Annotated in this window: 31 protein-coding genes; 10 read left to right on the plus strand and 21 right to left on the minus strand. The window is 35.2% G+C overall.

All coding sequences use genetic code 11. The annotated features are described in order from the left end of the window. Positions 1 to 3 precede the first annotated feature (3 nt). The 21 genes from T479_RS12000 to T479_RS12095 all read right to left on the minus strand — a co-directional run bounded on the left by T479_RS12000 (position 4) and on the right by T479_RS12095 (position 12,647). Positions 4 to 1,809 carry a phage terminase large subunit family protein gene (locus tag T479_RS12000; protein WP_211345499.1) on the minus strand — a complete coding sequence of 602 codons (1,806 nt, stop codon included), beginning with the start codon at positions 1,807 to 1,809 and terminating at the stop codon, positions 4 to 6. Continuing rightward, a complete protein-coding gene (locus T479_RS12005; RefSeq protein WP_025219720.1) occupies positions 1,778 to 2,347 on the minus strand; it encodes a hypothetical protein in 570 nt (189 codons plus the stop codon). Before T479_RS12005 ends, T479_RS12000 begins: the two co-directional genes overlap by 32 nt. Positions 2,348 to 2,886: 539 nt before the next feature. Continuing rightward, entirely contained in the window at positions 2,887 to 3,456 is a 570-nt protein-coding gene (locus T479_RS12010) for a tyrosine-type recombinase/integrase (RefSeq protein ID WP_025219721.1), read from the minus strand. Then, complete coding sequence (locus T479_RS12015; RefSeq protein WP_025219722.1) at positions 3,453 to 3,896, minus strand: ArpU family phage packaging/lysis transcriptional regulator; 444 nt, start codon at positions 3,894 to 3,896, stop codon at positions 3,453 to 3,455. The genes T479_RS12010 and T479_RS12015 overlap by 4 nt, the downstream gene beginning before the upstream one ends. A 180-nt stretch (positions 3,897 to 4,076) precedes the next feature. Next, entirely contained in the window at positions 4,077 to 4,955 is an 879-nt protein-coding gene (locus T479_RS12020; RefSeq protein ID WP_025219723.1) for a hypothetical protein, read from the minus strand. 225 nt (positions 4,956 to 5,180) lie between these two features. Further along, the gene (locus tag T479_RS12025; protein WP_025219724.1) at positions 5,181 to 5,753 is read right to left on the minus strand and encodes a hypothetical protein; all 573 of its coding nucleotides are present in this window, start codon (positions 5,751 to 5,753) and stop codon (positions 5,181 to 5,183) included. 102 nt (positions 5,754 to 5,855) lie between these two features. After that, a complete protein-coding gene (locus T479_RS12030; RefSeq protein WP_025219725.1) occupies positions 5,856 to 6,053 on the minus strand; it encodes an XtrA/YqaO family protein in 198 nt (65 codons plus the stop codon). 91 nt (positions 6,054 to 6,144) lie between these two features. Further along, a complete protein-coding gene (locus T479_RS12035) occupies positions 6,145 to 6,363 on the minus strand; it encodes a hypothetical protein (protein ID WP_025219726.1) in 219 nt (72 codons plus the stop codon). A gap of 36 nt (positions 6,364 to 6,399) precedes the next feature. Further along, positions 6,400 to 6,519 (minus strand): BH0509 family protein, encoded by a 120-nt coding sequence (locus T479_RS23545; protein ID WP_137036959.1) that lies wholly within the window; start codon positions 6,517 to 6,519, stop codon positions 6,400 to 6,402. Further along, positions 6,512 to 7,006, minus strand: coding sequence for a hypothetical protein (locus T479_RS12040; protein ID WP_025219727.1), 495 nt, complete (start codon positions 7,004 to 7,006; stop codon positions 6,512 to 6,514). Before T479_RS12040 ends, T479_RS23545 begins: the two co-directional genes overlap by 8 nt. Continuing rightward, the gene (locus T479_RS12045) at positions 7,003 to 8,280 is read right to left on the minus strand and encodes a replicative DNA helicase (RefSeq protein ID WP_052599493.1); all 1,278 of its coding nucleotides are present in this window, start codon (positions 8,278 to 8,280) and stop codon (positions 7,003 to 7,005) included. The genes T479_RS12040 and T479_RS12045 overlap by 4 nt, the downstream gene beginning before the upstream one ends. After that, positions 8,280 to 9,086: a conserved phage C-terminal domain-containing protein gene (locus T479_RS12050; RefSeq protein WP_025219729.1), complete on the minus strand. Its 807-nt coding sequence runs from the start codon at positions 9,084 to 9,086 to the stop codon at positions 8,280 to 8,282. The genes T479_RS12045 and T479_RS12050 overlap by 1 nt, the downstream gene beginning before the upstream one ends. Then, a complete protein-coding gene (locus tag T479_RS12055; RefSeq protein ID WP_025219730.1) occupies positions 9,083 to 9,733 on the minus strand; it encodes an ORF6N domain-containing protein in 651 nt (216 codons plus the stop codon). Before T479_RS12055 ends, T479_RS12050 begins: the two co-directional genes overlap by 4 nt. 103 nt (positions 9,734 to 9,836) lie before the next feature. Continuing rightward, positions 9,837 to 10,046 (minus strand): hypothetical protein, encoded by a 210-nt coding sequence (locus T479_RS12060; protein WP_025219731.1) that lies wholly within the window; start codon positions 10,044 to 10,046, stop codon positions 9,837 to 9,839. A gap of 117 nt (positions 10,047 to 10,163) precedes the next feature. Beyond that, the gene (locus T479_RS12065) at positions 10,164 to 10,529 is read right to left on the minus strand and encodes a hypothetical protein (protein ID WP_025219732.1); all 366 of its coding nucleotides are present in this window, start codon (positions 10,527 to 10,529) and stop codon (positions 10,164 to 10,166) included. 19 nt (positions 10,530 to 10,548) lie between these two features. Next, the gene (locus T479_RS12070) at positions 10,549 to 10,818 is read right to left on the minus strand and encodes a type II toxin-antitoxin system RelB family anti-toxin (protein ID WP_025219733.1); all 270 of its coding nucleotides are present in this window, start codon (positions 10,816 to 10,818) and stop codon (positions 10,549 to 10,551) included. Positions 10,819 to 10,893: 75 nt separating this feature from the next. After that, positions 10,894 to 11,202 carry a hypothetical protein gene (locus tag T479_RS12075; protein ID WP_025219734.1) on the minus strand — a complete coding sequence of 103 codons (309 nt, stop codon included), beginning with the start codon at positions 11,200 to 11,202 and terminating at the stop codon, positions 10,894 to 10,896. A 21-nt stretch (positions 11,203 to 11,223) separates the two neighbouring features. Continuing rightward, on the minus strand, positions 11,224 to 11,502 hold the full coding sequence (locus T479_RS12080; RefSeq protein ID WP_137036958.1) for a helix-turn-helix transcriptional regulator: 279 nt from the start codon (positions 11,500 to 11,502) through the stop codon (positions 11,224 to 11,226). After that, positions 11,471 to 11,695: a helix-turn-helix domain-containing protein gene (locus tag T479_RS12085; RefSeq protein ID WP_052599496.1), complete on the minus strand. Its 225-nt coding sequence runs from the start codon at positions 11,693 to 11,695 to the stop codon at positions 11,471 to 11,473. Before T479_RS12085 ends, T479_RS12080 begins: the two co-directional genes overlap by 32 nt. A gap of 205 nt (positions 11,696 to 11,900) precedes the next feature. After that, positions 11,901 to 12,140, minus strand: a complete 240-nt coding sequence (locus T479_RS12090; RefSeq protein WP_025219737.1) for a hypothetical protein — start codon at positions 12,138 to 12,140, stop codon at positions 11,901 to 11,903. Positions 12,141 to 12,452: 312 nt separating this feature from the next. Then, the gene (locus tag T479_RS12095; RefSeq protein WP_081769899.1) at positions 12,453 to 12,647 is read right to left on the minus strand and encodes a helix-turn-helix transcriptional regulator; all 195 of its coding nucleotides are present in this window, start codon (positions 12,645 to 12,647) and stop codon (positions 12,453 to 12,455) included. Positions 12,648 to 12,809: 162 nt separating this feature from the next. Between T479_RS12095 and T479_RS12100 the strand changes: the two genes are divergently transcribed. The 10 genes from T479_RS12100 to T479_RS12145 all read left to right on the plus strand — a co-directional run bounded on the left by T479_RS12100 (position 12,810) and on the right by T479_RS12145 (position 19,901). Further along, on the plus strand, positions 12,810 to 13,175 hold the full coding sequence (locus T479_RS12100) for a helix-turn-helix domain-containing protein (protein WP_227665353.1): 366 nt from the start codon (positions 12,810 to 12,812) through the stop codon (positions 13,173 to 13,175). 146 nt (positions 13,176 to 13,321) lie between these two features. Then, positions 13,322 to 14,044, plus strand: coding sequence for an SWIM zinc finger family protein (locus T479_RS12105; RefSeq protein ID WP_025219740.1), 723 nt, complete (start codon positions 13,322 to 13,324; stop codon positions 14,042 to 14,044). A gap of 260 nt (positions 14,045 to 14,304) precedes the next feature. Then, positions 14,305 to 14,664 carry a helix-turn-helix domain-containing protein gene (locus tag T479_RS12110; protein ID WP_025219741.1) on the plus strand — a complete coding sequence of 120 codons (360 nt, stop codon included), beginning with the start codon at positions 14,305 to 14,307 and terminating at the stop codon, positions 14,662 to 14,664. Between the two features lie 253 nt (positions 14,665 to 14,917). Beyond that, entirely contained in the window at positions 14,918 to 15,154 is a 237-nt protein-coding gene (locus T479_RS12115) for a hypothetical protein (protein ID WP_025219742.1), read from the plus strand. Between the two features lie 12 nt (positions 15,155 to 15,166). Then, positions 15,167 to 15,733, plus strand: a complete 567-nt coding sequence (locus tag T479_RS12120) for a hypothetical protein (protein WP_025219743.1) — start codon at positions 15,167 to 15,169, stop codon at positions 15,731 to 15,733. A 27-nt stretch (positions 15,734 to 15,760) separates the two neighbouring features. Next, entirely contained in the window at positions 15,761 to 16,003 is a 243-nt protein-coding gene (locus T479_RS12125; RefSeq protein ID WP_025219744.1) for an ABC-three component system middle component 6, read from the plus strand. Beyond that, positions 15,985 to 17,700, plus strand: coding sequence for a hypothetical protein (locus tag T479_RS12130; RefSeq protein WP_025219745.1), 1,716 nt, complete (start codon positions 15,985 to 15,987; stop codon positions 17,698 to 17,700). The genes T479_RS12125 and T479_RS12130 overlap by 19 nt, the downstream gene beginning before the upstream one ends. A 129-nt stretch (positions 17,701 to 17,829) precedes the next feature. After that, entirely contained in the window at positions 17,830 to 18,327 is a 498-nt protein-coding gene (locus tag T479_RS12135; protein WP_025219746.1) for an ImmA/IrrE family metallo-endopeptidase, read from the plus strand. A gap of 54 nt (positions 18,328 to 18,381) precedes the next feature. Then, complete coding sequence (locus T479_RS23550) at positions 18,382 to 18,738, plus strand: helix-turn-helix domain-containing protein (protein ID WP_038509715.1); 357 nt, start codon at positions 18,382 to 18,384, stop codon at positions 18,736 to 18,738. Positions 18,739 to 18,752: 14 nt separating this feature from the next. Continuing rightward, positions 18,753 to 19,901, plus strand: coding sequence for a tyrosine-type recombinase/integrase (locus T479_RS12145; protein ID WP_025219748.1), 1,149 nt, complete (start codon positions 18,753 to 18,755; stop codon positions 19,899 to 19,901). Positions 19,902 to 19,977 lie beyond the last annotated feature (76 nt).

Here is a 19,977-nt window from a genome sequence, read left to right on the forward strand (position 1 = left end):
CTTCTACACTCCTTTAGAAATCACTCTCCGCTTACGTTTTTTCCGCCTCGTTGTTTGCGTATAAATGTTGCTCGTTAAATTATGTTCAGCAAGATAGTTCAAATCCGGATTTAAAATACGTAAAGCAGCTGTTGCATAGTTTCGTATATCAAGCGGTTCATTACGTATATTGGAAGAACGTTTCACCCATTCAATCCGCGGCACACCTTTGAAAAAGCGTGTTACTTTTCTTTCTGCCGTTAAGCCAATAAAAAAAGCCTCGTCATACCCTTTATCCGCTTCTAACGGAAAATGGCAATAACCAGGCTTATCTTCGTATTTATTTTTCAATCGGGAATAAATTAAATCCTTTCCTTCATTGACTCCAAGCGTAAACAAATGTACTTGTTGTCTCCCTACTTTTGACGGTTTATTAATATAAGGAACACCATTACCGCCCTTTCCTTTAATCGCAAATACTCGACGGTGCTCCCTGTCTTTACAAAAATCATAGACCTCACTTGTATAATGCCCACCTGAATCCACACAAGTGGCAGCAACACAAAGCTTTACACCGTCGTTCCGTATATAATCCTTCAATAAAAATGCATCAACTTGATTCCAAACAGCTTGCTGCGCTGGATCTCCATAAAATATTTTATACGCTATTCCCCAGGAAATTTCATCCACTCCCCAGCCTACTATCTCCACTTCTAGACGGTCATCTTGCACATCGACACCTGCTGTCAGCACTAATACATCTTTAGGCACTTCACAATCATAACGAATACGTCTGGAAACAAGCTTTGTATGGTCTTGGTCATTAGTCTTTTCTTCCCATGATTCCCCGAGCGTTGTATTGACCCACGTTTTAAATGTTTCTAGCCCTTTACGTTTCGCTTCTTTAAATTCTGCAATAATCTTTGCCCAGTTCTCCCAAGGTGATGCTAGTGCATTCAAATGAAAACCCCGCTTCGACGCTTCAGGGTTTCGCGCAATCCATTTACCAGGACGTGACTTCCACTCCACTTCATTATGTTGTGCCTTACAATGTACACATTCCATCGTTACCGTCTGAAAACGAATTTGCGGCCAACTATACGGTTGAAATAAACCACAGCTCGGACAAGATACACACCATTGTTCCATTGTACTTTCTTCATATTCAGCTTCAATTCTCGATGCACCTTTTATAGTAGGTGTCGATACAGATACCCATTTACTGTTCCAAAAAGTCTTTGTCCGCTTCTGCGCAAGTGCTAACGGATCTCCTTCAGCACCTGCTGATGCTGGGAACCGGTCTACCTCATCAGCAAGGATTAAACGAACAGGACGAGAAGATAGACTTGCAGGTGAATTGGCACCAACAAGCGTTAAATGACCACCAGGAAACTTCTTTTGTAGCAACGTATTATTTCCATCCTTCGCCTTTGGACTATTAATTTTCTTCGTTAATGTTGGTGTATCCCGTATCATAGCGGCTATCCGATCTTTTGAATAAGCCTCTGCCATTTCAAGCGTAGGCTGCATTAAAAGCATTGGTGACGGATCATAATCGATATAGTAACCGATAATATTGTTTAATATTTCGGATTTCCCAACTTGCGCAGAAGACATCACGACTATTTGTTCAACCCCCGGATCATTGACTGCATCCATGATTTCTCTTTGATATGGCGCACGCTCCGTATTCCATCGCCCATGCTCAGATGAGGATTCCTTGGATAATACACGATGCTTATCCGCCCACTGCGATACCGTTAGCTTTGGAGGAGGTGCTACTAAGCTAGCAATTCCTTTAAACAGGCTCATTGTCTGTTTTTGGACCATCTTCATCACCTTCCAATTCTAGTTCTACATTATCCTCTGTAAAATACTGTGCTGCATCATACTCAGCAAGCTCAGCTAATGCCTCATGAATATCTCTTTCCAGTAATGCTTCAATCATCTTTGGGTCATCCTTACTCGCTAAAAGTAACGCAGACTTTGAGGGCAGCGACAACATCTTTGAACGAAACGCCATGACCATATGATTTTGAATTTTCTCCACTTCATCCGCCTTATGCATTTCTCGCTTTAGATGCGCCAACTCAATTTCAGCCTTCTCGCGCTTCGCCTTCTCATGCAGCCATTTCTCATAATCTAAAGACTCCATCACCTTGTTCTCATCAATGCCATCAAAGGACATTTTCAAAAAAGTAATGTAGCGACTAACCGTATCGATCAGATCATAGCGGCCATGAGCAACACGCGCAATCACACCTTCTTCGACTAAATAACGAACATTCCTTTCCGTCATATTAAACATTTTGGCAATCGTTTTCGTATTGACAATCGTTCGATCATCCAATTTCGTTTTCGCTGTCACTCACGCACTCACCTCACTTGATTTACAGGATGGAAGGAACACCTTTTTCAACATTAAATCTAGCCCTTTTTCGGGCCTCGGAGACCCGCAGGCTGGCGTTCTTGGGTAGAAGAACCTAACAGTTTTTGGAATGATTTTGCATTTCAATGTCCAAAATAAAAAACGACACCTCGACATCGCATCGAAGTATCGTTGACTCATTCCATTAACTTACATTTATTACACACTAATATAATATCACATTCAAAAACAAAATCTCTGCCACTATTCTGCCAACATTACGCCACCCATTTACTACCATTTCTAATAATTGTCATTAACCATGAATTTTCACATTAACATATCTTATATTCTGTTAAGGTGCTGATAGTGTGAAAAAGATAGATTTCTCAACACATATCACTCCATTCAAATCTTGAGCTTTACATGTCATTATTTTGTAAATGTCTTTAGTGTGTGAAAGTGTTAAACAATTTTAGATCTTGCTCCATTTCCTAAAATAAGCAAAATAAAAATAGCACCAACATATCAGTGCTATTTTAAAATTTCAATCGTTTATTTAATTTCAGATACGCTTGATCGATGGCATCTTGATTTACACCAATATATTTCAATGTAATATAGGGAGCTGAATGATTAAAAATATCCTGTAGCAAAGCCACATCTTTTTCCTCTTGATACACATGATAGCCAAAGGTCTTTCGTAACGTATGTGTCCCTATTTCATCCAAGCCATTAGCCAAAGCAGCTGTACGTAATATCGCATATGCTCTTACTCTTGTAATTGGTTTATTTTTACCTTGTCGTGATTTGAATAAATACTCCTGGTCTTCTTTATCCTCGATGTATGGAAAGAGCACTTTTTGCAGTTCTTTTAATATCGGAATGCGTTTCGTCTTATTCTGCTTCTTTTTCTGTACCTTTGACTCTTTTATAAACAACACTTGCTTATGACGAACATCTCCTACCTTTAAACGTAAAATATCACTTATTCTTAGCCCAGTATAAATACCGAAACAGAAAAGCAACTCATCACGTGGATTGTCTTTCAACGTTTTACGAACATCACGAATCTTGTCTATATCACGTATTGGCTGGACAAAATTCATTGACTCTTCACCTCATCTCCATCATATACCTCCACGCGTAATGCTAAAGCCAATTTATACAATGCTTGTGCCTTGATACGATAAAACGTTCGCTCGCTAATATGGAGCTTTTTTGAAATTTGATAATTAAACATAGGTGTTTCCTTTAAACAAGCCATAACAATAATCTGTCGTTCTTTTTGCGTAAGCTTATAAAATGCACGATTAAATCTTTCAAAAAAGACTTTCGCTTTCTGGTAGTGCTCTACATTTCGAATTGCTGCTTCTTCAACTTTTGAATGGAATCCTCCCCTATAAGATGGCATATTTAACGTATAATTTGCTGTAATCGTCGGCAACAAATCCTCCGGTGTTGTTAGTTGATAGGTTCGATATTGTCGTAAAACCTTTTCAATGGCTTTTTGTGTTGCCTTGCCATCAATACTTTTTAGAATATCCACTATCATCCACTCCTTTGGTTAAAAAATAAAAGGAGGGCAACAAAAGATGGCAGTGGTAGCTGCTATCCAATGTTGTCCTCCAAGCGGGCTGGTAGAACTAATTTTTTCTTTATAACATTTTAGAATTAATAATTCCATTAAAAAAATAGATTTTAATAATTTTTAGTATTTGTAGTATTATCAAATTAATAATTTTAAAGTTGTTAATAAATCCATACCTTTATCTGTAATTATTATGCCGTCTTTAATTGGTTTTATAACATCGTTATAAATCAACTCATTTATTAAATTATTTCCGTCATAAAGAAAATCTGCTTCCCTTAAAAATAATTCTTTAATTTCTAAGCTTGACATCTTTTTCAAATCTGAAATATTATGTCGACGCAGTATATCTATCAAAAAGTAATTTAAATCACTATTTTTCATTATATATTTATTATTATCTAAGCGTACTTTTAATTCTTTATTTTCTTTTTGAATTTGAGAAAGGCGCTCCTCATATTTTATTATATCCTCTGGTGAAATGTTTCCCTGCACAATAACTTTTTTCATCTCTTCCATCATTGTTTCCATTTCTTTAAGAACATTATTCTGTAAGTTTGAATTAATACCAGGTAAATTATCAAACCTTTCATTAAGTCTATTACTATAACCTTCAATATTTCTCAAAGCCTCGCTAAAGCTTCCATCCATTTTAGATAACGTTTTTGCTATATCACGTGTATGGGTATAAGATCTATCATAAAAATCATTACTTTGCTCAGTAGCTTTAAAATAAAAAATCGAAGATAAAAATATAGAGAAAAATGCCAATAACGTTGAAAGTACTGTAGCAACATCAATTCCAAAATTTTCACCAATAATAACATTATATATTGTAATAAAGACACCTGTAATTACTACTATAATTACGGAAACTACAATTAACCAACTATATCTATTTTTTATTTTTTCATCTAAAGTATAATTTTTATTGTTAATTACACTTTTTTCTACGGATTCGTTACTTTTTGCATCACTACTTTCTTTCGATTCATAATAACGTTGTATAGTTCCCATTTACTACTCCTCATTCCATATTGCTCATTTCTCCCTCTTTGTATAAAAAGTACATAATTTCGGCGCATACATAGGAAACATTTTTACACCTAAAGAAAGAACTATAATACAAGTTTAGGATATACCTATTATATCAATCTAAAAAATACCATCAACACCAATATTTTTCTTATTAATCTCTTATTATAAAAATCACCTATAATAACGAATTTTTATTACTATTATTTAGTCAATTATTTGAGTATCTATTATTCTCCTCATAAGAATCAGAGAGAATTTAATTCCATCTTTTTCAGGCAAAATATTTCTAAGATATATTTTAGAGTCTTCATTATATTCATTAGGAAAAGTGATATTAACATACGTCATTTCTTTTTTATTTTCCTCCCAAAATCGATATTTTATCTCGCCTCTTCCAGTATATTTTTGCATAAACTTATCAATCATTTGTCCACTTTTATACCAATTAACAATAGTCTTACTAATCCAAACTTCATTCCAAGTATCATAAAATGGAAAATGGGCAATTATATTTCTAATACATTTAAATAATTCACTTGCTATTTCTCCTTCCATTGAAGGACGTTTATCTTTGACAGATTCTATAACGAATTTTATAGGCTCGTAATTCAATATTTCTGCATAGATTTCAAAAGCAATTTTTATTCTAAAAAAACGGTAATAATTATCCTTTTCCCAAAACTCCTCTTCAAACATTTCCTCATAAATATCATAAAATTTATTATAGGCAAGATTTAAAAACTCAATTTCAGCTGGAGAGGGTCTAAAATTATTCACTTCCTTGATTACCTACCTTTCGATACAACAATCCCTTTTAATTAATTGTATCATTGTAACCCAAGATCACTAGTATTCTATCTCTGATATGATAATTCTTTATCAAAACTCCTCCCCCTCATCAAACTCAACACGTCTCACCTTCCCTTGATACGTCACAATCTTTGTCTTAGCGTGCGCTGGTAGCTCGGTGAATTTTGCGATGCCATCGGAAAGGACGATGACGCAGTTTTCGGGGAGTTCCATGATGTCGATTTGTAGGATACCTTCGTTCGAAATGACTAGTGGTTTTAATCTCACAATAGCTTCCCCCTTATGCTATAATGATATTAATGGTAGCAAGGGAGAAGCCTTTGCTCTATCAAAGCTATGGTTGCCGCCATAGCTTTTTTTAATTGTTCATGACCAAATTACTTAAAACTTGATAGCAACGTTCTTTTTCTTTAAAGCATTCATGTAAACGATCATTTTCAATCTCGTAAAATTTAGCTGTTTTGCGAATGGTATGTTTGCCGATAAGGATTTCTTCATCATCATGAAGCTGATTGAGTGCCTGATAAATAGGGGCCAGCGAAACGCCAATGATTTCATTAATATTCACATTATCCATTTTCATCCCTCTCTTTTCTTCAAGCTAAAATCACTTTTATAATTCATCCAATATCTTCACTAGCTCTTCATCTGACATATTGCGAAGCATTTCCTCCGCGTAGTTTTTGCGTAGCATGATAATGGCAATAATCTCTTCACGTTCTTGCTTAGACAATCCTTCTCCCTCCTTTACGCAAATCTAGTCGATACAAGTTATATTGTCCTGCCGCTGCATGACCAAGATAGGCTGGAAATTGCACGATTGTTTTTCGGTATTCTAGCAGCGAAGTTTGTATATCGAAATCGGCAAAATACATCACCTTTGTTAACAATCGATGCGCTTCCGTAATAGCTTCTGCCACTTCACCAAATAACGCTTGATGCAGCATGTTGACTTCAAGTGGATCACTAGCAAAGTAAAAAGCATATTGCCCAAAGCTTTTAACGACGTATAGCTTAATGTGGCCAATCCCAAGGACATTTCGATTGGTCATTTCACGCACTGCCGCGTCATCATAGGCTACCTCTAGCAATTTATTAGAATCATCCTCCAACTGAATTTGTTTTGTTGACACAGCCCAATAGACTTGGTGTGCAAACCAACACAATTCAAACTCTGTTGCATATTCCAAAATCTCCTTTACTGTGATAAGGTCGCTCATTTTGCAACACTCCAGGCTATATTCGACAATCGGCCAGTATCTTTTACATAGCTAGCGAATACCGTGCCAGTCGGTCCATTTCGGTGCTTAGCGATAATAAATTCCAACATATTTTGTCGTTCGGATTCTTTGGCGTAGTAATCATCGCGATATAAAAATGCGATGACATCAGCATCTTGTTCGATATTGCCTGAGTCTCGTAAGTCACTCATTACAGGGCGTTTGTCCTGACGTTGCTCAACACTGCGATTCAGTTGAGCTAGGCAAATCACAGGGCAGTTAAATTCTTTTGCCATTTGCTTTAAATCCCATGAGATTTGGCCAATTGCTTGTGTTTGATTATCACGTGGGTTGCTCACTCGAATGATTTGCAAGTAATCGATTAAGATAACGGGCTTTTTATCAGGGTTGGCTTTAATGATTTTTCGTGCAGTAGCTCGAATCTGTGGAACGGTCATCCCTGCTCGATCATCAATTTCGATATTGGCATTATCAAGCATGCCAAGTGTTGACATCCACTTTTCTTTTTGGCCGTCTGTAAAATACTCATAGGGATTGCGCATCTTTAAGCGATTAAAATTGCCTGTTGCGGCAATAAGTCGATCAATGAGCGTAGTGCGACTCATTTCCAGTGAGAAGATGATTGGTAAATAACCATCCCATCCCGCTTTTAGTGCGATATGGTTCATCGTGTCCGTTTTCCCCATCGAAGGTCTAGCGGCAATAATCGTAAGCTCGGCATCTTGAAAACCGTTTAGTAGCTTATCCAAATCAAGTAGCCCTGTAAGTACCCCTGTTTTGCTGTTTTCTTGCTCAAAAGGTCGCTTCGCCATTTGCATTAAGTCGACTTTAATGCTTGTATTGGTAGTCGTATATCGCGTCATGAGTTTGTCCAGTGCATGTTGAATTTCCGCTATGCTCCAATCTTCTTGCTGTGCTTGCTCCATCATTTGACGCTTGGATCGCTCTCGCCAATTCTCAAGGACTATTGCTTCGTATTCCTCAAATTTCGTTGCACTTGCAAAGCTCCCAAGCTCCGCTAAATAATTTGCCCCACCAAGTTCAATCGGCTCTCTTGTTGTCAGCAATGTGATATAGTCAACGGCTTTACGTTCACTGACAAGCTGTAACATGCTCGTAAAAATATTTTGATGTACTTGCGAAATAAAATGGGCTGCCTCTAAGTTGCTATCTGCAATTAAATAATTTTCATGGAGCATCGTTCCCAGTAAACTTTTTTCTGCTAACTCGATGCTAATGTTTTGGTATGTCATTACAGATCTTCCCCCTTGCTAAAATCTAAATCGAGTGATTCAGGCAAATGAGTTTGGTTTGTTGGTGCGCTCTGTTTTTCGTTCAAGTAGCTCTCGAACTTTGTAGCGTTGAACAGCGTATCTGGACGCAAGTATTTATTCATGTCCGGATTGTGCAGCCACTGTTTAGCCTTCGTGTCAATCACGCATTTGAAGTGCTCCAATGTATAGCCATCCTTCAGTCGGGCATGTATGAGTCGCTTGGTAGCAGCTGTTGTGGCTTTAAAGTTTTTCTGAGCTGTTTTGTTTAAGTGAGCAATAATTTCATGCACAATGTCGAGTTGCTCGACATTATTATTATTTTTATTACTCTTAATATCTTTGGTTATTGGTGCGGTCAAAGTGTCCCCACTTGATGAGGTCAACTTGTCCCCCTGTGTAAGGTCATGTTGTCCACATGTGTCTGGACATTTTGACTCGCTCGATAGGTCATGTTGTCCCATCGTTATATAACCAAGTTTTGTATAATTTAGCCGATACCATTTCGTCTTGTCGATTTTATATTTGTTGTATTGATCCGTAGAGATAATATAGCCATTCTCCTCAAGTTTTCTAATCGTACGCCTAATCGTTTTTTCAGACCAAAACGGAAACTCCTTTTTCCAGTGCTGATAGCTGTTAAACACCCATTTATGCCCGTCATAGACATGTGCAGAAATCAGCAATTTATAATGCAATTGCTGTAAAACAATCGCCTCATTCAAGCCCACCTTAGCAGCTAAACTAGGCAGCACTTGTAAAGGCGGTTCATTGATGAGTAGATTCATATGTCTGCCCCTCCTCTCCATGTGGAAATAAAGTGCAAAGCGTCTTGTAGCTTGCACTGTGGAACATCTCGATACGACACCACTTGATAGCGTCTTTTGATTTCCCGATAAAGGGACGCGAAAAAGGCTGGACGACGCGCTTGCACCATGCATAATTGATTGACACGTTCAGTCACCGCTTGTCTTAAACGCTTTTGCTCACCTGTATGGAGGGTGATCCCATGTAGCTGTTGTGCAATTTCTTGTACACGTTGCTCCAAGGCTAATAAGCGTTTCTCGTCATACGGCAATGCAACGGGCTGTACTTGCTGCAATTCGGTTGTCAGTTTGTAATACTGCGCAACAAGCAGATGGTACGCCTCCCACGCCTTATCGTTATTGAGTGACTTCGCTAACAAAAACGCTCCTTCTTCGGTCCACAAATACAGCAATGATACATATTTGAGGGTGGCGACATTTTGTCGCCCACCTTTAAATTGTTTCAGTGCCTCACCTGTTAGCGCGTAATAATGCGTACCCTCTTGATAATGCTCCTTGTTTCGCTGAAAATTGCGGATCAATGACTTACTGTCCACTTCGTACGCCTCAGCAATTTGAGCTGTTGTTAACACCTTTTTATCTGCGTGTTGAATCTCTGTTAAATCCATGCGACTTCTCCTTTCATAAGGGTGGCGACAAATTGTCGCCACCCTATGAGTGCAAGGTTGCAACATCAAATTCACTAGACAATTGATGAACCCTAAAAATGAACTAAACCATTTGCAATTGATTCTCTAAATCTTCCACTAGTTCAATAGCATCTCTTATAGCAGTAACTCGACCCTTTTGTGCGAAGTAATCCTTTTGATTGCTTACATACAAACAACTATCGTAAGCTTCCGCTACATCGACGGCATAATCCCGTAACAACTCTTCTTCCTGCGCCAGAAATGTATTGAGTTTCTCTAAAACTTGTTTCATATCTGTTCCTCCTTTATTGACTTCTATCCAGTTCTTGTCCATAATAAAAGGACAAGATTTTTATTAAATTTTCGAACTGAGACCGACCAAAGCTACAGTTCAACCTTTATGCAGGTGCTATTGCGCTTGCATTTTTTCTTTTTCAATCGAACGAACCGCTACTAAATGAATGCCCTCTACTTCAGCATATACATGCTCATTTTCAAACTCAGGACACAGAGACGGCTCAATGCGAATATCCTGAACACCTTCCGTTAAACGTTGAAAATCGTCATATGACACTTGCACATTACAGATTCCATCATAAAAATCTATCCCTAAAACCCCTGCATTCTCTGCCATTTCATGCTTTTCCTTTAACATGGATAACAATTCCGTCATTTTAAAATTTGAATAACAAATATCTAAATTGGCATTCGCTACTCTATGCAATTTGTATTTAGTTGTCTCTTGATAAGCTAAAAACGCTTTGATTTTTTCCATAGTGTTCTCCTTTCTAATTTCATAAAATAATCCAACATACAAATCCACCAACCATCGGTAACAATGTTTGTAAAATCGTAAGCCCGTCCATCCCCATTAAAAATGCGACAGCGACCTCTTGCGTATTTGTTTGCTTAAACCATTCCATAAAGGTGATAGCATCAGGAATCTTTACACTATTTTCAAATTTTGAGATACAGGACTGTGATCGGTTCATCCGGAATGCTAGTTCTTCTTGTGACAACCCAGCGCGTTCACGACAGGCTTGCAAAATGGCGCCAATTTTCATCGTCTCACCACCTTTCACATTCCAAACCGGAATACAATATTACGTTGTTGTGTTTTAAAATTTTCATATGAAACATTAACCAACGGATTGAAAATACTTGGTATGTGTTTGAACCCATTCTGTATGCTCATCAATCCATTGCAACAATGCTTTTGATGGAATTAAGACTCGACCAGCTTCATAAAACTTCGGGAAATCTTCGCGCCTCAATAGCGCGGATGCTTTCGTACTTTTAATATTGAATAACTCCATCAACTGATTACGAGTCAATAAAATCGGTAACTCACAAATTAATGGCTTTCGTGTAAATGTCTTTTCCAGCTCCTCTCGAAGCAACTTGCGAAATTCCTCTTTTATCTCCGCTTTAAACTCCTCGCTATACATCCCCCTCACCTCCTCTCAGCTTTATAGGTCAGGAAATAATGCAAAAAGTGTTGTCTCCAGAACAACTTCCAACTGCAATGAAACCTCTAATCCTGGCTTAACTCGACCACTCTCAATAGCGCTTATCATTGCAGTTGAACAGCCTACCAATTTCCCTAGCTGTGCTTGCGTGAGTTGTCTCGCTTTCCTTTCAGCAATCATCCGCTCACGCTTAACCCCTTTTACATTTCGAAATTCATCCGAAGGAAATGGCTTTTTACGCTTTTTCTTACGCTTCGGTTTTGTCATGCTCCATCCCAAACTTCCCACCTCCCCTTAGATCATCCAAACTCACTTCTAATGCATCTGCTAGTTTGCACATTATTTTGAATGTAGGATTTGGATTCTCGCTATTTTCAATCATTTGGATAGTAGAATCTTTCACACCTGATAGTTTCGCTAACTGGTAACGGGATATTCCTTTTGTTTTTCTAATAGTTTTTAAACAAAACACAATATATCCTCCCTTTTTTACGAAATATCAATTTGAATCTTACGGAGATCACTATAAGAAAACACCAGACATCAATTATATTAGTTGGTAAGATTAGCACCTTCACTGGTGCTAACCTTCCTCTACTGTAGTGTTGTTCAGCATTTTGAATTCTACCTTTCTGTGAATCTATAAAATTTACAAGGCTTTATTACTATGCGAATAACTAGAACTTCACGCGCTCAGAGCGATAGTCTAAATCCATACGAATGAACCCAAGCATGGCGTATGCATCGTTGTACGTCATGTTTACTTCTTTAAAAAGCTCTATGATTGTATTAGACATATCTATCGCCTCTTCTAAAGTACAATCTTTCCAAATGTTACAAGCATACGCCTCTTCCAAGCTCCTTACATTTGGTGGATAATTTCGTAACAAGTACTCTTTGAAAGTTTGTTTATGCATCTTTCTCACCTCCTTTCAATAAGTAGTTAATCCGACCATACGTCTGCATATACAACTAGAAAATAATCAATACTACCTTTAGAAAGTTCAATTAAAAAGCAGACATATGAGTATCATTGTTTTATTTGCTATAAGCGTTTTGAAGTATTTATCTCTAAGTAATAAGAACTGCATACTTTGTTCAATCACATGAAGTAATAATGGCGTTTCAGTCTCTGTTCCAGCAGAGGTTTCCTTGTCATGCACGCTCATCTTGGTTTTGTGATGCTTTATACCCTACTTCCACTCACAAAGTTCACAATTAGTTAACACTTATTTTAAAAAAATATCATCTGGTTTTTTATCAAAAACTTTTGCTATTCGAGTGGCCATTTCATAGGTCAAACCTCGCTTACCATTTTCAATAAACCAGTAATGCTCCTTTGAAATACCCGCCCCATCAGCTACCTGTTTACAAGTTAACTTTTGTTGTACTCGAAGTTCTTTTAGTTTTTCAAGAGCCAACATAAACACCCCCTAGCCGAAGTTAACCTTTTGTTAACAACATAATAAGTTAACTAAATAGGAATTGTCAATAGTTTATAACACAAAAATTCCCCTTTAGTTAACTTTGTGTTTATGACTTTGTTATCTAATAGTTAACTTGTATAATTAATTTATCGAAATGAGGTGTTTTTATTGAATGGAGAGCGCCTAAAGAAACTTAGAAAAGAAAAGAAACTAACTCAAACTGAATTAGGAAGTAAAATAAATGTAACTAAAGTTTCTATATCTGGTTATGAAAGTGGGAACCGTTCTCCTGATACTGATACTTTACAAAGACTTGCCGATTTTTTCGAAGTCAGTACAGACTACCTACTTGGTCGTACAGATAACCCAGTACTTACACCACAAGAAAAAGACGAAGCTGCTTTTCAAGCATTTATTAATGACCCCGAGCTTGGTGTTTGGTATAAAGAGCTTCCACAATCTGGTGAAGAAGAACTTCGCAAATTACGAACAATTTGGGAAATGATAAACGGGCAACAAAAGTAACATAATAAGGACATCCAAATATGGAATGTCCTTTAATTTACATAACTTATATTTAACATTATTGCTTAACTAAACAAAAGACTGAATATTATTAAATTTAAAATTATAACTTCACTAGAAAAACTAGTTAAAAAGGAGTTGTTCTTATGGATTTAAAAAATATTTGGAAATCTTGGGGAGACATTCACGAACAAGAAAGCCAATTAAAAAGGATTAATTCAGCAAAGAAAATAGCATGCACACCCATTTCTATCGACAAAAGTAATTATTCTGCGGTTTTTCAAGGGAAAAAAATACGTTATTCAACTTCTTTAGAAGAATGTAGCTGTGTTGATTTTTCTAGAAATAAACAACCATGTAAGCATATATATCGGTTAGCTTTAGAATTAGGCATAATTAAAGGAGAGTATGAATCTAATATACTTAAAGTTATTGACCAATTATCCCCTAATGACGCCATAGCAATGATAGATTCTATTTCAGAAGAATCTCAAATTTTACTTCGAGAGTTCCTTTATAATCATCTATATCACAATCATGAAAACTTAGGATTTGTTATCAATGATAATATTATAGAATTAATTAAACATAATATTTTTATTGTTGTTGACGATATTGCTGCTGCAATAGGTGCATACAAACGGAATGAATTAAATAATATGATTGAACCGTTTAGTATTCCTGGATTCAAAAAGAATCTCAAGAAAGAAAGGCTAATTGAATGGGTTATTGATACTGCCCCTGAAATCATTCCAGAGCTTACTTCAGCATCAACAGCAGTGACAATTAATCCGATGTTTACCAAAACAAAAAGAAGAGTATATATCCATTTAAATAAAAAATTTAGAGTAGATATAGATTGGATATAACTAACGAAAACTAAATGACTAAATCTTTACGCGTTCAGTGCGGTAGTCTAAATCATTACGAGTCACACTTTTTTCTCACGAAATATTTTTAGCCAATGGCGCACTTTTCTCCCACTTTCATTCTTTAAAAAGTAGAATATATAACTGATTAATATATTCTACTTTTTGTAGTTTTTTAACAAAAATTCTTCATTTAGAAGAAAATGTTTAATTCTACATTTTGTAGCGTTATAATTCCTTATAAGGAAGGAGTTACAAACATGGAATTCAACACTCGTTTAACTTCTTTAAGGAAAGAAAGAAAACTTTTACAAGCTGATGTAGCAAACAAGGTTGGGATTGCTCGTGCTACATATGGAGCTTATGAACAAGGAAGTAGACAACCTGACTTTGAAACATTAGAGAAACTCGCTGACTTCTTTGGAGTATCAGTTGACTATCTTCTTGGACGTACAAACATCTCTGCACTAACACCACAAGAAAAAGACGAAGCTGCTTTTCAAGCTTTTGCTAATGACCCAGAACTTAATGTATTTTATAAGGAGCTTCCTGAATCAGATGAAGAAGCTGTACGTAAGCTTCGTAATATTTGGGAAATCATAAAAAACGAAAAAAAATAGGACATGCTATTAAAGCATGTCCTTAAAACCAATTATCAATTGTTAAATTCATGATTTTTTGTGTTAATTTTATATTTTTCTAAGAAAGATTAACCCTTTTCTTAAAAAACTTTTGAATTATAAAAAAACTAATTTATACTCCTTTATGGATATTTTGACCGAAATCTAATATTGAACAACAAATTATTCTAAACAAAAATTATTTTCTAGCAAGATTGGTAGCTATATTTTACTCAGGAAAGGATTGATAGATATGAATTTAGATAATTTAGCTTCTGTTTTCACAATTATAGGAGGAATCGCCGGCGTTTTTGGTGCTGTTATCGGTGGAATAGCTTTAGTTCAAAGTTCAAAAGCTAAAACTACTGCTAACGAGGCTCTGTATAAAATTACAAAAATGGAGAATAACGGGGATGGAAACACAACTGTTAGAAACCAAAAAGTTGGAAAAGGTAGTCGTGTCATAAACGGCAACAATGGTTCAATGTGAGGACGATTTGTAATGGTTAATGTAAATTCAAATAATACTACTATAACTAATCAAACGATTGGAAATAAAAGTGCAGTCATAAACGGTGATGACGGAACAATTAATCAAACTATACAAAATATTACTTTAAAAACTATTACCCCAAGCGAAATATATAAAGTATGTGAAATTTTAGATGGTAATTTAGTAGAGACTAATGATCTTTCCTATGCTATAAACCCAGACTGGTTATGTAAAATGGAGTTTAACACCTTACAGATTTATAAAAAAATATTTATGGAATATAGTATTTTTTATGAATCTGTAGCAAAGGTATTTAGTTCTTCAACCATAAATGGCCCTAGTCTTTTAAGAAGGATTAATACTATTTATAATGATGTTTTATTAATTAACGCTAACGTAGAAAGTGATAAAATTGTTCATTCTATCATTTCTAAGTTACGAGACATTGTTAATAATAGCTATCAGAATACTACTCTAACCCATGAACACATTGAAGATGTCTTAATAAGCGTAGTCTTTTTTGCATTTACTAGATGTAAAATATTAAATATACCTCCTAAGGAATTCTGTCAATAGGAATTAAAAGAAAGGAACACTATATGAATGCTTTTATTAAATGATTTAAAAAATCCCCAAGATACAATAATGTATTGTGCTGCATGCATCCTCTTTATTTTAAAAAATGAAGATAAAAGTAAGGATATAGATATTCTTTTTGATGAAATCAAGGTGAAATTCAACAAAAATATGGCTTATTCAGATTTCATATTAGCATTAGATTTTTTGTATTTATTGGAAAAAATTACTCTTGATAGTAAGGAGAAAATATGTTTATTAGAAAATTAATCCTTCAAGAAACTAAACCTAAAATAAAAATTATTAGAAGTATTCCATTTAAATTAGGTATTAATCTTATTGTTGACGATAGTAAACACTCTGGAAATAACGTTGGGAAAACAACTACATTAAAAATCATCGATATTTGTTTGGGGGAAAAAGACAAAAGCTCTATTTACACCGATCAAGAAACTAATTTAATTAATAAACCATTAAAAGACTATATACATAATCATAAAATTGAAGCCATTCTAGAACTATCTATTGATAAAGATAATTTAAATAATCCTAATCAAGAAGCAGATATTACATTGTCTGTTGAATTATTTAGCTATGGAAGAAGAAAGATCAATAATCAGCTAAAAAATATAGAAGATAATTATTTCCCAGAATTAAATAAATTAATTTTTAATTACTCCGATTCAGTTCCTGATTATATAGACTTAATAAAAAAATTCGTTAGAGTTGAAATGGAAGCTGGTGCATATAATCTCTTACGTTTCTCATCTAATAAAATGCATTCCAATCTTTCCTATCGGATAATCTATAATTTTTTATTTAATTTAATAGATGAGGAGGAAAATAAGAAAATAGCTAATAATCGTTCAGTTTCAAAAAAATATGAAAATGATATAGTTACTTTCAATAAATTTCTAGAGAAAAAAGATATATTTAATTTAGAAGAGACTATTAAAAACCAAATTGATTTTATTCAATCCCTATCAAATCAAATTAAAATTAATTCATCCGACGATAATTTTATTTATAAAATTGAAGAGTTAAGAAAATTGCAAACTGAAATAGAATTATTGAATCAAAAAATTGGAGCGTTCAACTTTCAAATAAAAATGATTGAACAAAACCTCGATTATACTTTTCAAAGTGATAAAGATATTGATACTGAAGTTTTACAAGTTTTATATAATGAAACAAATAAATTAAAGCTTAATGTAGAAAAAACATTTAGTGATTTAATACAATTTAACAATTCTTTAGTTAAAAATAAAATAAAATATTATAATCATGTATTAGATGTTAAGTCAAAAGAACTTGAAGAATTACATATATTGAAGAAAGGATTAAATGCAGCTTATATAGACATTTCATCTAACATTAAAAATTTTGACTTTGATAAAAGTAATACACTTTATGAAGAATTAACTCATGAACAAGCAAAACTATTAGAGTTACAATCTTTTCAATCTGAAATTAATGTTTTAAATACCGCTAAAAGTAAAGCTCAAGATGAATATACGAGTTTTATGGTAGCATTAAATCTTTCTCCTTTTGATGCATACGATAATCTAGATCTATTTAATGAGTATTTTGCAAAAAACTCAAAAAAAATCCTAGGTATCACATATAAATTAGGGTATGATTCTGATATAAATAACTTTCCTTTATATTTGTTAGCATCTGATGAAAGTATTAGTATCGGAACAAAAAAGGGTCTTATTAGTGCTTTCGATTTATCATATATTCAATTTGCAAAGAAAATAAATAAACTGATACCGCACTTCATAGTTTATGACGTAATCGAAACTATTGAAAGTGATATTCTTACTAAAATATTCAATCTTGTAAAAACAATAGATTGTCAATATATAGTAGCTGTACTTAATGAAAAAATTAAAGATATGGATGTAATATCTGACAAAGATAAAATTCTTATTCTCTCTAAAGATAATAAATTATTTATGAAGTGAAGTAAGATTAGTTTGAATGTTCTCCATAAGCTCCATGTATACTTTTATTTGCTAAACCCCTCTTCCCTAAAAGCGGGGTTTTATTGTAGACTGAAATAGAACATTAGTTCTATTTAGGAGGTGTTTATTTTGAAATACTCTACACACACAGAGGATTTTATTAAGGAACTATACGTTCGCATTGGTACATTAACTCCTAAGAGTCTTAAATTCCAAACGATTTCCAAACGACTTGGAATTCATGTGTTTTACTGGCCAGATACTAGCCAGAGCCTCTTTTCAAAAAATATTTCTTTCATAATCTTAAATGAAAAATTAACAAAACAACAACAATGGCAAGATTTCTGCCATGAACTAGGTCATGTTCTCTTACATACTGGCAATCAACAACGCATGTATCCCCTATTCCGTAAATATCAAGAATATAAAGCAAATAATTTTATGTACCATGCTTGTGTCCCCTCTTTTATGTTGGATGAACTAGAGCCTAGTGAGCTGACTGTCGAAAATGTACAACGGCTATTTAATGTTGAATATGACTTTGCATTCAAACGACTGGAGCAATACCGCAGTAAAAAGTTGCTTATGCTGAATTGGAATAGGCAAAATGATAACTCTATTTTATAGTTGGAAACAGAATGGTATATGCATTCAAAACAAACGAAATGAAGGTGAACGATTTTGAATTTAGGTGAGTTATTAAAGGAACTACGTGGTGATGAATCTTTACGTGATGCAGCAAAACGTATGGATATTACGTTTTCTTACTTGGCTATGCTTGAAAGAGGAACGGATCGTCGTACTGGCAATGCGATCAAGCCAACGCCTGAAACATTACAGCGCATTGCCACAGCCTATCAATATGATTACATAAACCTAATTGAGGTTGCAGGTTTATCCGATGACCCTACTTATAATCCTGCATTAAAAGAACCATTTCCCCACAATCCCTCATTACAGCAATGGTACAAGTCTCTTCCCCACTGTAATGAGAAAGATGTCGAGAAACTAAAAGTAATTTGGGAAGTACTTTCATAAAGGTGGTGACAGTAATGCATTTCGTTCAAATTAATAAGACAACTTGGCGGTGCACTGGTGAAGGCCCTCGTAACCCTGCCACTGGCAAACGCCGTCAAATTACTCGTCGTGGTAAAAGTAAAGCGGAAGCACGTGAAAGAGTTGAAAAAGCTATAGCTGAATTAAACAAAGCATATTACTTCGATGCGAAGATAACTTTTGATGAATTTAGCCAAGACTGGCTAAAGCTTTACCGTATGAAAGGCAACAAGGAAACGACAAATGAACACCGTACTTATTGCATCACTCTACTCAATCGCTTCTTAGCGAAAAAGAAAATGACCGCAATCACGTCTATCGAATTACAGAGTTTACTCAATCATTTATTTGCTAATGGAACAGCCTACAATACGCTAAGAGGTACTCATAATACAGCCAAAATGTTATTTGCCTATGCCAAAGAAACTGGATTGATTGAAATGAACCCTGTAGAGGCTACTTTTGTACCAAAGAAGAAAATGACGTTAGAGGAAGCTAGCAGTGAGGATACAGCAAAGCTTTATTTAGAAACCGATGAACTGAAGGAATTCTTAAGTTACGTAGACAAACATCGTAATATCATATATCGCACGCTAATCTACGCAATCGCTTTTACAGGAATGCGACCAGGCGAAGCTGTTGCGTTAAAATATGAGGATGTGGATTTGGAGAAGAAGGTCATACACATTAACAAAACGGTGTATGCAAAGAAAAGTTTACGAGGCGACTTCGAGCTCACTCCCCCAAAAACAGCAGGCAGCGTCCGCTCCGTCGATATTGATGATATTGTTGTAGAGAAATTAAAGCAGCTTTACCAATGGCGTGAATATCGCGAATGGACAAAGTCCAACTTTGTATTCGGTGACAAAGAGGGCATCCCCCCTACTGTCAAAATGCTCAACCAAACCGTCCGACGCATCGGCGCTCTCACCGACATCAACAAACAATTCCGCACCTACATCCTCCGCCATACTCATATTAGTCTACTGGCTGAGGCAGGTGTGGATTTGAATTTTATCATGAATCGGGTTGGTCATAAGAATTCTGATACTACTACTAAGATTTATTTGCATGTTACTTCTGGGATGCGGGTTGCTGCTGCTGAGAGGATGCATGATAAGTTTACGATGTTGTTGAAAGATTGAAGAACGATTGGTAGTGAGATACTACATTATAGAGTAGTATCTCTTTACTAATTATAAAAATTATTAAATGCATGAA

This window comes from Lysinibacillus sphaericus, from assembly GCF_000600105.1.
GTDB lineage: Bacteria > Bacillota > Bacilli > Bacillales_A > Planococcaceae > Lysinibacillus > Lysinibacillus sphaericus.

Excerpts from the sequence above, each read along its gene's own strand:
- T479_RS12000 (WP_211345499.1), bottom strand. The coding sequence starts at position 1,809 with ATGGTCCAAAAACAGACAATGAGCCTGTTTAAAGGAATTGCTAGCTTA.
- T479_RS12010 (WP_025219721.1), bottom strand. The coding sequence starts at position 3,456 with ATGAATTTTGTCCAGCCAATACGTGATATAGACAAGATTCGTGATGTT.
- T479_RS12020 (WP_025219723.1), bottom strand. The coding sequence starts at position 4,955 with ATGGGAACTATACAACGTTATTATGAATCGAAAGAAAGTAGTGATGCA.
- T479_RS12035 (WP_025219726.1), bottom strand. The coding sequence starts at position 6,363 with ATGGATAATGTGAATATTAATGAAATCATTGGCGTTTCGCTGGCCCCT.
- T479_RS12040 (WP_025219727.1), bottom strand. The coding sequence starts at position 7,006 with ATGAGCGACCTTATCACAGTAAAGGAGATTTTGGAATATGCAACAGAG.
- T479_RS12045 (WP_052599493.1), bottom strand. The coding sequence starts at position 8,280 with ATGACATACCAAAACATTAGCATCGAGTTAGCAGAAAAAAGTTTACTG.
- T479_RS12050 (WP_025219729.1), bottom strand. The coding sequence starts at position 9,086 with ATGAATCTACTCATCAATGAACCGCCTTTACAAGTGCTGCCTAGTTTA.
- T479_RS12055 (WP_025219730.1), bottom strand. The coding sequence starts at position 9,733 with ATGGATTTAACAGAGATTCAACACGCAGATAAAAAGGTGTTAACAACA.
- T479_RS12060 (WP_025219731.1), bottom strand. The coding sequence starts at position 10,046 with ATGAAACAAGTTTTAGAGAAACTCAATACATTTCTGGCGCAGGAAGAA.
- T479_RS12065 (WP_025219732.1), bottom strand. The coding sequence starts at position 10,529 with ATGGAAAAAATCAAAGCGTTTTTAGCTTATCAAGAGACAACTAAATAC.
- T479_RS12070 (WP_025219733.1), bottom strand. The coding sequence starts at position 10,818 with ATGAAAATTGGCGCCATTTTGCAAGCCTGTCGTGAACGCGCTGGGTTG.
- T479_RS12075 (WP_025219734.1), bottom strand. The coding sequence starts at position 11,202 with ATGTATAGCGAGGAGTTTAAAGCGGAGATAAAAGAGGAATTTCGCAAG.
- T479_RS12090 (WP_025219737.1), bottom strand. The coding sequence starts at position 12,140 with ATGCATAAACAAACTTTCAAAGAGTACTTGTTACGAAATTATCCACCA.
- T479_RS12095 (WP_081769899.1), bottom strand. The coding sequence starts at position 12,647 with ATGTTGGCTCTTGAAAAACTAAAAGAACTTCGAGTACAACAAAAGTTA.
- T479_RS12105 (WP_025219740.1), top strand. The coding sequence starts at position 13,322 with ATGGATTTAAAAAATATTTGGAAATCTTGGGGAGACATTCACGAACAA.
- T479_RS12110 (WP_025219741.1), top strand. The coding sequence starts at position 14,305 with ATGGAATTCAACACTCGTTTAACTTCTTTAAGGAAAGAAAGAAAACTT.
- T479_RS12115 (WP_025219742.1), top strand. The coding sequence starts at position 14,918 with ATGAATTTAGATAATTTAGCTTCTGTTTTCACAATTATAGGAGGAATC.
- T479_RS12120 (WP_025219743.1), top strand. The coding sequence starts at position 15,167 with ATGGTTAATGTAAATTCAAATAATACTACTATAACTAATCAAACGATT.
- T479_RS12125 (WP_025219744.1), top strand. The coding sequence starts at position 15,761 with ATGCTTTTATTAAATGATTTAAAAAATCCCCAAGATACAATAATGTAT.
- T479_RS12130 (WP_025219745.1), top strand. The coding sequence starts at position 15,985 with ATGTTTATTAGAAAATTAATCCTTCAAGAAACTAAACCTAAAATAAAA.
- T479_RS12145 (WP_025219748.1), top strand. The coding sequence starts at position 18,753 with ATGCATTTCGTTCAAATTAATAAGACAACTTGGCGGTGCACTGGTGAA.